Raw genomic sequence first — 11,417 nt, 5'->3', positions numbered from 1 at the left:
CTTGGGCAGAGGCTGACATATGGCGAGCGTCTTTGAGTTTCATGGCACACTCCAGACTTAGCTACTTTTTTATGTTAACTAATCCCTGCTCTGGTTAGTAAAAGGCTTTGCTGCGTCCTCTTTAAGATTGAAAGCTTTACTGACTACGCCGTAAAGACTGCTACCACCGTCAGTTTCACCCCAAATAATTGCGTTTTCTACTCCAACCGCAATTCCAAAGTTTGCTGGTAGGAGGCGATGCAGTTTGAAACTAATAGTTCCATCCCCGAAAGTATTTCCATACAGATCGACGGTTGTAGCCGCAATTTCTAGACCGACGGCTCTACGCGCATCGCCTAAACCAAATCCTAATGAAGCCGCTCCATCTGATTTGCTAGTATCGCGCGCTCTACCTTGAAAACTCGCACCGACGAAGGCACTACCCCAATCTGCACCAAATGCTGTGGGCGAACCAACACTCGATCCGCCACCTGGTACTGACGGTCTGATCAAAGCTGTTAATGGTGTCGCTTCGATGCGATACTGCTGACGCAGTTTTGCGACTTGCTCGGGTGTCAGTGGCTGTGGTTCTGGTGCAGATGCTGCTGGAGTGGTTGCTGGCTGCAAACCTACGATATACTCAGCTGCCGGATCTTCAGCTCTCAGTTGCGGCATTTCACCTTGGCTAGCTAAAGCTTGGTAAATAAATGCTGCGACATCTGCACGGGTTGCCGTTTGATTTGGACGCAATACATCTTTACTGGGATAGTTTACGACCAAGCGATTTGCTGTTGCCGCTGTTACTGGACTACGGGCAAAGTCGGGAATTTCTGCTGCGTCTTGATATGAAGTATTGAGCAGGGTGGAAGATTCTGCTTTTGCAGTCAAGTTCAGCCCATTTGCTAACGCCACCAACACTTGCACGCGAGGAATGCTTTGCTCTGGTAAAAAAGTGTTGTTGGGATATCCAGCCAGAAACCCTGTTTGGTAAGCTGTCTGAATAACATCCTTTGCCCAGTAATATTCCGGTACATCTACGAAAGCAATCGCGTTGCGATTAGATTGTTGCGGAAATGCTTTAGTGACAATTGCAGCAAACTGAGCGCGAGTTACTGGCTCGTCTGGGCGAAAACTACCATCGGGAAAACCTTGAACGATCCCTCGCGATACTAATCCGGCAATAAAACTCTGCGCCCAGCTACCCTGAATATCATTTAAAGTCGATACTTGTGCTAAATCTGAGGCTTTAAACTTTCGACTATGCAACACCTGTTCTAATGCAGTTGCACTATTTTGCCTCAGTACCATAGCCCGATCGCCTAGCTGTTTTTGGGCGATTGGTCTAGGATTGGCATTGGCTTTGTAGCTCAACTCGCAACAAGCAAGAGTCGCTAAGAGAATAGTGGTTGTAGCAGCTTTAATAATACACATTACAAGTAGCTCAGTGACCTAGAGAAAGTTACCAACTTCAAGACAGACGTATCTACAGGAATTACCTTGAGTTAGTAACTCCTCACACACCTTTGAGGCAAAATTTACTGATGAAATGAGCCTAATTTTTCAGATAAGTTGTCTATCTAGAAGAAGTTAAAAGTTAGCCTGAACTAACTCAACTTCAAACGAAGTTTAGCCGCCTTTTTCCGTATCCCCATGCGTGGTTTCACGGAATTAACTTTTGGTTTACGGAGCGATCGCAGTTACCATCAGTAGATCCACAGGATGAGCTTCATATATACGTAGGGGCGTACAACAAAGTGTTGTACGCCCCTATACACGTAAGTGAAGAATAACTTTTCTGCGTGCCTCCTACCTGCTTTGGCGATCGCCAGATTTTGTGCCACTCCAACAACGCCGCAGCGATTCAAATTCAGTAATCATTTCAAATGCAGCTTTGACGTAATCTTGTCCCGTCCATTTTGCCGCTCGTGCTAACCCACGTTGTACCAACGTTTGTCGCAAAATTGGGTCATCGTAGAGTGACTTAATCGCCAAAGCGACCTGCCGTTCGTCTCTCTGATCGACGAGTAAAGCGGCATCTCCTAACTGCTCTAAAGCGCCTGACACGTTGCCAGCTACAACCGGACAACCTAAAGCAAATGCTTCCAAAGGAGGTATATTATCAGGTCCACAAAAAGACATGAAAGCTAGAGCAAATGCATGGCGATACAGGGGAACTATATCAGCTTGCGGTACAAACCCTAAAAAGTGAACTTGGCTGGATAAGTCGAGATCGGCAACAACTTGCTGAATATAGTGCTTGTTCCCCTTTTCCGAGCCAACAAATACTACGGGAAAAATTAAATTGTATTGCGATCGCAGCCATTTAACCGCCATCAACAAGGCAACATGGTTTTTGTGCGCCCAAAACTGTGCGGGATAAAATAGGTAATTTTCCGGTATGTTGTACTTTTCTAATATGTAGCGATCGCTGTTATATGAAGCATTCAACGCCCATTCAGGCGTGGGAAAAGGCAAGATCTTAATTCGCTCGGCAGGCACTTGATAAAATCGTTTGACTTCGGCTCTACCTGCCTCTGTACCAGTCACGATAATGGAAGCACACCTCAGTACTTTTGCGTAAAACTGTTCTCGCTCGTCCCATTGTCCTTGGGTGCTGAGTTCTGGAAAGCATGGCTGTACCCGATGCTGTAGATCCCAAAGTGTAGTAATGTAAGGAATCTCGACTGTGCGAGTACTCGGTTCTAAATACCACACTAGATCGATTTCCTTGCCCAATATCGCGACTAAAATTACGTCTTTAAATACGCTGTTAAGTTTGAGTAAGTTTTTTGATTGTCGTAGTCTTTTCAATAGCTCTTTGGCAATTTTTAAGGGCTGAGACAATAATAATTTTTTGACACTGTGATGCAGCGATCTATACTCAATATGTTGCCCTAATGGAGGTGCTTGAGATAATCTTTTGTCCCAGCTATATACTATAAAAGTATGACCGCTTGTCCCACCAAATTCAGCGATCGCTCGAAATACTTCGTTTTCAAACGTAAAGCCTCCCCCAATTTGAGGAGTAAAATTCGATAAAAAAATTCCAACCCTCATTTAATCTCCTATAACGTCAGAAATACTGTAAGAAATATAGGTGGACATTGCCCACCCTGCTATTTAATTAATTTGGTAAAAATTATGGCGATCGCAAAATTTCTTTGACGACCTCGGCGACTCGTTCCATCTGCTCGTCAGTTAAAGCTATACCACTGGGAATGTAGAAGCCGCGCCGAGCGATATTTTCTGATACTGGATGCGACTCGTTAGCAAACAATCCCATTTTGTGAAAAACAGGTTGTTCATGCATAGACCAAAAGAAGGGACGGCTACCAACTTGATGATGATGCAAGCGCCTCATTGCCTCTTTAGCATCAAATGGAACTTCATCTTTTAGTACTAATGCATAGACCCAGTAAATATTATCGGCGTAGTCAGTCTGTGGAATTGGCAGTTGCAAGCCTGGTACATCTGACAATAGCTCGGTGTAACGTTGTCCCATTCGGCGTTTACGGGCAATGAATTCGTCTAATCTTTCTAGCTGCGCTACACCTAAAGCAGCTTGAATGTTACTCATCCGCAGGTTCCAGCCAAGTTCTTCATGGATGAAACGCTGCTGGGGTTGAAAACATAAATTTCGTAGAGAACAACAACGTTCAGCTAGGCGATCGTCATCGGTGAGAATCATCCCACCTTCGCCTGTAGTAATGTGTTTGTTCGGATAAAAACTAACGGTACTAATATTACCAAAACTGCCGCAGGGACGATTTTTATAAGTTTGTCCGTGCATCTCGGCTGCATCTTCGATAATTTGCAACCCATACTTTGCGGCTAAAGCAAGAATTGGCTCCATATCTACAGGTAATCCATAAATGTGAACTACCATGATTGCTTTGGTTTTGGGTGTAATTTTAGCCTCAATCTGGCTCACGTCCATATTCCAGGTATGAGGATTGCAATCTACAACCACGGGTATAGCACCAGCACGAATAATTGCTGCCGCACAGGAAATAATTGTGAAAGTTGGTAAGATGACTTCATCGCCTGCACCGATACCTAGTGCTAATACAGCAGCATCTAAAGCTACGGAGCCATTACTAACAGCAATACCATATTTACGTCCTACTCTTGCCGCAAATTGTTCTTCAAATTGTTTGATAAATGGTCCTTCAGAGGAAATCCAACCAGTATCAATACATTGATTTAAATACTGTTTTTCATTACCATCTAACAGCGGTTCGTTGACAGGAATATAATCAAGCATATGTTTGTTATTGGTCATTTGTTACTAGTTGTTGACAAGGAGTAGGCGATCGTCGGCTAGCTGAGCTTGTTCTGCTTCAATACCAACAAATCGAGTTTTATCTAAATCGCCTACGTAGGGTCCTTGCTTGACTTCAAACATTTCAATTTCTTCTAATACTTCAAAGCCATGTCCTCCAGCGATTAAAAGAATCACGTCGCCAGCTTCGAGAATATAGCTTTCTAAATATTGCTGAGACTCATTATAAAAATCTACTCGTAATCTACCTTTTTTGATCAAAAGTACTTCTTGGGTATACTGCACTTCGCGTTTAACTGGATTGTGGACGTGAGGTGGAATAATTTTTCCAGCAGGATGACGCATATAAGCTAATTGTTGTGAAAAATCACCTGGAGTAAAAAAATGAATTCCAGGTGCTTGAAATTTATGAGAAACAATCATTGCTATTAATATATTTTCGGACTTAATTTCTTGGATCATACTGCTGGTCTAAATAAAATATATGGTTGATATAGTTGCGATCGCACTTAGTTATAGCAATGTTATTTGTGATGCACGCAACTCACGCTGCTAGTACGTGAAGATAACCAACGGTTAATCGTCAACCGTCTAGCTCGATCGCGAGATCTGCCCAAATTCAGCACAAATTGCTATATATTTGAAAAATCTCCATGCCAAAGCGATCGCTCGCATGAAGAGATAGTTTTTCCAGTAGATACCCTTAATTCAGTTGATGTAAGGTATTTTTTGTACTAGGTGATAATAGTTACTCTGCCGCAGATCTAAACTGCATACAATCTAACCAAATAATTTCATACAAGTAAAATTACAGAAATATATTTCTTCCTGGTACTGTCACTTACTGTCTGTTCAGTTCGATCTTGTCACCGGAGTATAGAGTATTTTCTGTTTCCTCGCACCGTAATGAATAATTAACTTATGTGTAAATCTTATCACGCTCAACTAGCGACTGTCATCCTCGCTGACATAATTGATACTATATTAGATTTTAAGTAATTAGTCTTAACTATACCGAACGAGCGAGAAAACTCAACGATATACATCTATCACCAACTACCAACTACTAACTACCAATTACCAATTACCATTTAACAGATTGAGATTTTGCTGTACTGTTTGTTGAACTTTGAGCGTAACAGTATCCACAGTGTTAGCACGATCGCGTTGATATTCTGTAAAGAAGTCTTTAAGATTAATCGGCTCTCCAATTTTAATTCTGGCGTGGCGATATCCTTTAGCTGGAGGTTTATCGATATCAAATACTTCTCGTTATAGACGGGTGAGAGTGTCTAAAAATCTTTCTGGCGTTAGGTTTTCAGCCACGTAACCATCGTAAATCGCATCAAAGTTTAGCAAGCGCTTAATTGACTTTTCAATTAAGCTGTATTTATTAGCGCGATCGACTAAACCACGCCGGATAGAATAGACTCCTAATCGTTGAAAAATCCCAGTCATAAATCCTTGAAATAATTCATATGCTGATAAGTAGTAAAACTTTTGGTTTACCTTACCAGAAAGAGCAAAGATTGCAATTGGATCTTGAAATGTGGGATGATTTGGTAATAAAAGTAATCTTCGCTCGTTTAAAACCTGAATTTTTTCGATGGATTCGCGATCGATACGTAATTCAAATTGAAAAAAATAGGGGATAACAACTGGAGCAATAACTTGAGCAAAGTTAATCAAACAAGTATTAGGTAAAGGGGGATAAAAGTAATTTGTCATTTTTACTGCAATGAATTTATCGATTCATTTCCGTATATTTACTTGTATATATATATTTAAAATCAAAAAGGTGGGCAATGCCCACCTACAAAAGCTCGATCGGCAATTATTAATTATCCGATCGCAAAATTCACTAATTTTCCAGGTACGACGATGACCTTTTTAATTTCCTTGCCTTCGATATATCGCTGCGCCGATTCTGATTCTCGTGCTAGCCTTTCTTGCATTTGCCGGTCGGCTTGAGCGGGAACTTGAATTGTGCCTCTGGTTTTCCCATTAATCTGAATTACTAATGTCATTTCATCTGCCACCAAAGCATCTGGATCTGCTTTCAACCACGACTGTTTGTGAACCGATTCCTGGTTGGCGATCGCGTGCCATAATTCATCAGCAATGTGAGGCGCAAATGGAGCCAACAATAGAATTAATGTCTTAATTCCTTCGGCATACACGGGCGAATCTTGGCACGTTGCATCAGCCAGGGCATTACTGAGTTTCATTAATTCAGAAACAGCTGTATTAAATTGGTATTCGCCTTCTAAATCTTCGGTAACTTCCTTAATAGCCGTATGAATTATCCGTTTTAAATCCTTTTCAACTTTGGATTTTAGATTTTTAGCTTTGGATGGTTCTTTTGCATTTGGTTGCTGGGCAAATTCAGTGACTAATTGCCATACCCGATTCAAAAAGCGAAATTGCCCTTGAACATCTGCTTCGTCCCACTCCAAATCTTTTTCTGGGGGTGCTTTAAACAGAATAAACATTCTGGCGGTGTCTACCCCATATTTAGCGATTACATCTTCTGGAGCAACACCATTACCCTTAGATTTGGACATGGTAGCGTAGACGAGTTTTAGCGGTTCGCCCGTTTGCGGATCGCGAGGATCGTTAGCATTGACAATTGAGGTGGGAACCCACTTATCTTTGTCTGCTTTATTGGGATTCATGTAAGTCAATCCCTGTACCATGCCCTGGGTTAATAGGCGTTGGAAAGGTTCGTCAAAGTTGAGCAAATTGCGATTGCCTTCGGCACCTCCCTTTGGGCGATCGCGCAAGACTTTGGTAAAGAACCGCGAATACAATAAGTGTAAAATCGCGTGTTCGATTCCTCCAACATATTGATCTACGGGCATCCAGTCATTGACTCGTGCTGAATCGAAGACCAGTTTGTCATTTGTAGCATCGGGAAAGCGCAAGAAATACCATGACGAATCGATAAATGTATCCATCGTGTCTGTCTCTCGCTTCGCAGGCGTGCCACAAGTAGGACAAGGTACGTTAACCCAGCTTTCCAACTGCGCTAAGGGAGAACCACCGCGACCCGTAAATTCTATATCTTCTGGCAACCTTACGGGTAAATCTGCTTCTGGTACGGGTACGATACCGCAGTTAGGGCAATGAACGACAGGAATGGGCGCGCCCCAATATCTCTGACGAGAAATCAGCCAATCTCGGAGGCGATATTGAATTCTGGCTTTACCCCAGCCTTGTTTCTCGGCGTATTCAATGACCGCTTGTTTGCCCTCAGTAGAATCCATGCCATCAAAAGAACCAGAATTCACCATAATTCCTGGTTCTGTATATGCTTCTTGTAGAGGTGTTACACGTAATGTTTCTACATCATTGTTGGGTGGCACAATGACAACCTGAATCGGCAGATTATTACCTTGAGCAAACTGAAAATCTCTCGTATCGTGAGCGGGAACTCCCATGACTGCCCCAGTACCGTATTCATACAATACATAGTCAGCCATCCAAATCGGAATTTCTGCACCTGTAAACGGGTTAATCGCCATTCCGCCTGTAGGAATCCCCCGCTTGGGTTTATCCTCAGCCGTGCGTTCTAATTCGCTTTTGGCTGCAACCTCTTGGATAAATGCTTCTACTGCGGCTTTTCTGTCTGGCGTTGTCACCTGACGAGTCAAAGGGTGTTCCGGCGCAAGAACAACATAGGTAACGCCGTAAACCGTGTCGGGACGAGTGGTAAAAACGCCAATCTTTTCTTCCTTCCCGACAATGGGAAACTCTAAGTATGCTCCTGTAGATTTTCCAATCCAGTTAGCCTGCATCAGCTTGACTCTTTCGGGCCAGCCTGTCAATTGGTCGAGGTCTTGCAACAATTCTTCGGCGTAGTCGGTAATCTTCAAAAACCACTGTTTGAGTAATTTTTTCTCAACTTTTGCCCCACTGCGCCAAGAACGCCCTTCACTATCAACTTGTTCGTTTGCCAATACAGTTTGGTCAACGGGATCCCAGTTGACAGCCGCTTCTTTTTGGTAAGCAAGTCCGGCTTGCAAGAATTGTAAGAAAATCCATTGCGTCCACTTATAATAATCTGGCGAACAAGTGGCAAGTTCTTTATCCCAATCAATTGACAAACCCAGCCGCTTTAACTGGTCGCGCATTTGGGCGATATTGCGTTGAGTCCACTTGGCAGGGGGAATATTATTTTTAATGGCAGCATTTTCTGCGGGTAAACCAAAAGCATCCCAACCCATAGGGTGTAGCACCCGATACCCTTGCATTCGTTTGAGGCGAGCAATTACATCTGTAATCACGTAATTCCGGACGTGACCCATGTGCAGGCTACCTGATGGATAGGGAAACATGGATAGGGCGTAGAATTTTGGCTTATCTTTATTTTCTTCAGTTTTGTCTATACCTTGTTCTACCCAGGTTTTTTGCCACTTTTCCTCGATCGCTGCGGGATTATAACGGGACTCCACGAATGAGACTCCTAATGATGCGTTCGTGTCTGTCTCAATATTTTAAATTACTGGTAATGCGTAATTGGCGATCGAGAAGTCAAAAGTTAAAAGTCAAAAGGCAAAAACGATCGCTAACTATAAATGACGAATGACAAATGACAAATGACGAAATCATAAAAGTCTTTGTATATGGTACGCTCAAGCCTGGAGAAGCAAATTATCAGCGTTATTGTGCGGATTATGTACTGGCAGCACGAGAAGCGATAGCTTTGGGTCAACTATTTGACTTACCTTTCGGATATCCAGCCATGACTCCTGGTAGTTTCAAAGTCTATGGAGTTCTGCTTTCTTTTACCAATCCAGATGTTTTACAGCAGCTTGACTGGCTAGAGGATTACGACCCGCAAAGGGCGATCGCCGAAAACGAGTATTATCGGCAGCAAATAGAAGTCTACGATACTTCTCTAGCGCCTTTAGGTAACGCTTGGACGTACTTGATGACCCCAGAACAAGTACGCACTTTTGGTGGCGTTCTTCTTCCTGACGGCTGGTGGAGCATTCACAAATCAGTGACCAGTGACCAGTGACCAGTTATCAGTTTTCAGTGGAACCAGTGGCTGGACTCAATTCTTGTCACTACTTACCAGTCACTAGCCACTCACGACTCACGACTCACTTCAATTAAAATTCTTATTTTGTGGATGTTGTGGCTCTATTGGTCGATTATTTTGATTTTGTCTTTCACCATTTGGTGAAGGAATCACGATCTTGGGGATTTCTACCACTGGGTCGTTGATAGCGACCATAAGTGGCTCAATTTTAGAGAGTCGAGCAAGTTGTGCGATTGGTGAGTTTGGTAGGGTAGCGATCGCGCCTACAAACACAGCTGCAATGGCAGTACCACCCCATACGATTGCCTGCCGTTGCGATCGACGGTGTATCCTTTGATAGACCTGTTGAATAGTTTGTTCTACAGGTTCTTGTGTCGGTACTGGCAGCGTTCCAATTCCTTGACGGAGGTTGAGCAAGCGCTCGTACAGCCGTTTGGTTTCTGGGTCATGTTCTAGCCATGTCTCTACCTCTCGCCTTTCGGCAGCGGTAACTTCCCCATCCAGATATGCGCTCAGTAACTCGAAGCGATCGCGCTTCAACATATCCATAGCACCGATTAATTGATTTGCCTCAATAGTATGGTGTTTATCTGTTTCCCCTGAATCGGGGCGATTGTCGATCCAACGTTTTTCATCAGAGGTCATTTTAACATCATCACCCACTTATTCATAGATATGCCTAGATCTGTCTTTCCACCAAGCCACCGAGTTTGCTGATATTTCTAAAGATTTTAAAGATTTGAGTTAGAGTTTCGCTCTACTTGCAAACGTATATTCTTGTGTCATTGCTTTCTATCTTCAGACTGATTGATTATTGACCGTTAAGATAATTTTGCAGTTGCGATTGGAGTCTAGCTCTAGCTCTAGCAATTCTCGATTTGACGGTTCCTAAAGAAACGTTGGTAATTTCTGCAATTTCTTCGTAGGGCATTCCTTCAATTTCTCGCAGCACGATAGTTGTGCGAAATACTTCAGGTAGATCTGCGATCGCCTCTTGCAACCGCTCGTAAAACTCTCGCGTTGTCAACTCTTCTTCCGGGCTAGGATTATCTCCGGCGATTTCCCAGTCCATCTCTCCATCTTCGGCGACGCGGGGAGTATCTAGAGATAAGGGATGTTTAACTCGCTTACGTTTGCGTAATTCATCGTAGAAGATATTGGTGGCAATACGACTCAACCAGCCTCGGAATTTAGCTGGCTCGTTTAGCCGCTTAATGTTGCGGTAAACGCGAATCCAAACTTCCTGAGCTAGATCGGCTCTATCTTGCCAATCAGGTGCTAAATGATACAACATGCGCTCTACATGGGGCTGATAACGGCGTAACAACTCGGCAAATGCAGCCTTGTCTGGACGCAGCCCAGCCTGACAGCGCAAAATGAGATCGCGATCGGATAGCTTTTCTACTGTCACTGCCGCTGGAGTAACCGTTGCGTGAACTGTTGACCAGCATACAGGAATTGATTGACTCATAAATGCCAATGGCTCGAAAACATTCCCGATTCATAGACTGCCCCACTTTACAGAAGTTCCCTACAGCAAAGCGGAATCTGTCTCAAGTTAGAGACGTGAATCTGATACCAGTATGTTCCCGGAGCTGGGGGCTGAAATGGGGTGTGGGGTGTGGGGTGTGGGGGACAAGGAAGATAAGGGGGACAAGGGGGACAAGGAAGCGATTCTATCCACTGGTTCCACTAGTCACTGGTTCCACTAGTCACTTACCAATTACCCATTACCCATTACCACTTCCTAAAAGCTAGTTGTTGTCGGAGATCGCGGGGAAATACGACCTTCATTAAGGAGGATTTGGGGTTTTCTACGACTCGATAACTTGGCTTCGCAGGTTCGTGGCTGATTGGTACACCGACTCCAAGCAATAACTTGACGCACATGGTAATTGCGATCGCTAACATCAGCTTTTCTAACATCGCCTTTGTCCCCCACAACCACTAGCTGTACTTCACTTACAGTCACAAAACCGAGCGCCGACTTGAAACAACTGAAATCTAATTGCCAGAATTCTTTAGATATTTCTAGTTTGCCTATTTCTATCCTAAGATAGAAGCAAATCATAATACTATCTTAATATTTTCTTGCCTTTAGATGAAGAT

Annotated in this window: 11 protein-coding genes; 2 read left to right on the top strand and 9 right to left on the bottom strand. The window is 43.4% G+C overall.

The window, feature by feature from the left end; genetic code table 11:
• Positions 1-78 precede the first annotated feature (78 nt).
• The 6 genes from H6G17_RS23930 to leuS form a co-directional block, all read right to left on the bottom strand.
• On the bottom strand, positions 79-1,410 hold the full coding sequence (locus H6G17_RS23930; protein WP_242038569.1) for an S-layer homology domain-containing protein: 1,332 nt from the start codon (positions 1,408-1,410) through the stop codon (positions 79-81).
• A 375-nt stretch (positions 1,411-1,785) separates the two neighbouring features.
• Positions 1,786-3,036, bottom strand: coding sequence for a glycosyltransferase family 1 protein (locus tag H6G17_RS23925; RefSeq protein WP_192161093.1), 1,251 nt, complete (start codon positions 3,034-3,036; stop codon positions 1,786-1,788).
• 82 nt (positions 3,037-3,118) lie between these two features.
• Entirely contained in the window at positions 3,119-4,243 is a 1,125-nt protein-coding gene (locus tag H6G17_RS23920) for a DegT/DnrJ/EryC1/StrS family aminotransferase (RefSeq protein ID WP_192161101.1), read from the bottom strand.
• 24 nt (positions 4,244-4,267) lie between these two features.
• The gene (locus tag H6G17_RS23915) at positions 4,268-4,723 is read right to left on the bottom strand and encodes a hypothetical protein (RefSeq protein ID WP_192161092.1); all 456 of its coding nucleotides are present in this window, start codon (positions 4,721-4,723) and stop codon (positions 4,268-4,270) included.
• Positions 4,724-5,533: 810 nt separating this feature from the next.
• A complete protein-coding gene (locus tag H6G17_RS23910) occupies positions 5,534-5,989 on the bottom strand; it encodes a hypothetical protein (protein ID WP_199316961.1) in 456 nt (151 codons plus the stop codon).
• 113 nt (positions 5,990-6,102) lie between these two features.
• Entirely contained in the window at positions 6,103-8,715 is a 2,613-nt protein-coding gene (leuS, locus tag H6G17_RS23905) for a leucine--tRNA ligase (RefSeq protein WP_192161091.1), read from the bottom strand.
• Between the two features lie 137 nt (positions 8,716-8,852).
• Here leuS and H6G17_RS23900 point away from each other — a divergent pair, with 137 nt between their 5' ends.
• Positions 8,853-9,284: a gamma-glutamylcyclotransferase gene (locus H6G17_RS23900; RefSeq protein ID WP_192161090.1), complete on the top strand. Its 432-nt coding sequence runs from the start codon at positions 8,853-8,855 to the stop codon at positions 9,282-9,284.
• 90 nt (positions 9,285-9,374) lie between these two features.
• Here H6G17_RS23900 and H6G17_RS23895 read toward each other — a convergent pair whose 3' ends face one another.
• Together H6G17_RS23895 and H6G17_RS23890 are read right to left on the bottom strand one after the other, a co-directional pair.
• A complete protein-coding gene (locus tag H6G17_RS23895) occupies positions 9,375-9,953 on the bottom strand; it encodes a zf-HC2 domain-containing protein (RefSeq protein ID WP_192161089.1) in 579 nt (192 codons plus the stop codon).
• Between the two features lie 166 nt (positions 9,954-10,119).
• A complete protein-coding gene (locus H6G17_RS23890) occupies positions 10,120-10,779 on the bottom strand; it encodes a sigma-70 family RNA polymerase sigma factor (RefSeq protein ID WP_192161088.1) in 660 nt (219 codons plus the stop codon).
• A 112-nt stretch (positions 10,780-10,891) separates the two neighbouring features.
• On the opposite strand from H6G17_RS23890, the gene H6G17_RS34240 reads away from it, so the two are divergent.
• Entirely contained in the window at positions 10,892-11,020 is a 129-nt protein-coding gene (locus H6G17_RS34240) for a hypothetical protein (protein ID WP_277876071.1), read from the top strand.
• A 25-nt stretch (positions 11,021-11,045) separates the two neighbouring features.
• Here H6G17_RS34240 and H6G17_RS23885 read toward each other — a convergent pair whose 3' ends face one another.
• Positions 11,046-11,234, bottom strand: coding sequence for a hypothetical protein (locus H6G17_RS23885; protein ID WP_192161087.1), 189 nt, complete (start codon positions 11,232-11,234; stop codon positions 11,046-11,048).
• Between the last annotated feature and the right edge of the window lie 183 nt (positions 11,235-11,417).

Origin of the sequence: Chroococcidiopsis sp. [FACHB-1243], from assembly GCF_014696895.1 — a bacterium.
Classification (GTDB): domain Bacteria; phylum Cyanobacteriota; class Cyanobacteriia; order Cyanobacteriales; family Chroococcidiopsidaceae; genus Chroococcidiopsis.
The sequence above is the reverse complement of the archived record's forward strand: the minus strand, read 5'-3'. Positions and strand labels throughout refer to the sequence as shown.

What these genes read in the sequence shown, in the direction of transcription:
- H6G17_RS23930 (WP_242038569.1), bottom strand. Translation starts at nt 1,410, where the DNA reads ATGTGTATTATTAAAGCTGCTACAACCACTATTCTCTTAGCGACTCTT.
- H6G17_RS23925 (WP_192161093.1), bottom strand. Translation starts at nt 3,036, where the DNA reads ATGAGGGTTGGAATTTTTTTATCGAATTTTACTCCTCAAATTGGGGGA.
- H6G17_RS23920 (WP_192161101.1), bottom strand. Translation starts at nt 4,243, where the DNA reads ATGCTTGATTATATTCCTGTCAACGAACCGCTGTTAGATGGTAATGAA.
- H6G17_RS23915 (WP_192161092.1), bottom strand. Translation starts at nt 4,723, where the DNA reads ATGATCCAAGAAATTAAGTCCGAAAATATATTAATAGCAATGATTGTT.
- H6G17_RS23910 (WP_199316961.1), bottom strand. Translation starts at nt 5,989, where the DNA reads ATGACAAATTACTTTTATCCCCCTTTACCTAATACTTGTTTGATTAAC.
- H6G17_RS23900 (WP_192161090.1), top strand. Translation starts at nt 8,853, where the DNA reads ATGACAAATGACGAAATCATAAAAGTCTTTGTATATGGTACGCTCAAG.
- H6G17_RS23895 (WP_192161089.1), bottom strand. Translation starts at nt 9,953, where the DNA reads ATGACCTCTGATGAAAAACGTTGGATCGACAATCGCCCCGATTCAGGG.
- H6G17_RS23890 (WP_192161088.1), bottom strand. Translation starts at nt 10,779, where the DNA reads ATGAGTCAATCAATTCCTGTATGCTGGTCAACAGTTCACGCAACGGTT.
- H6G17_RS34240 (WP_277876071.1), top strand. Translation starts at nt 10,892, where the DNA reads ATGTTCCCGGAGCTGGGGGCTGAAATGGGGTGTGGGGTGTGGGGTGTG.
- H6G17_RS23885 (WP_192161087.1), bottom strand. Translation starts at nt 11,234, where the DNA reads ATGTTAGAAAAGCTGATGTTAGCGATCGCAATTACCATGTGCGTCAAG.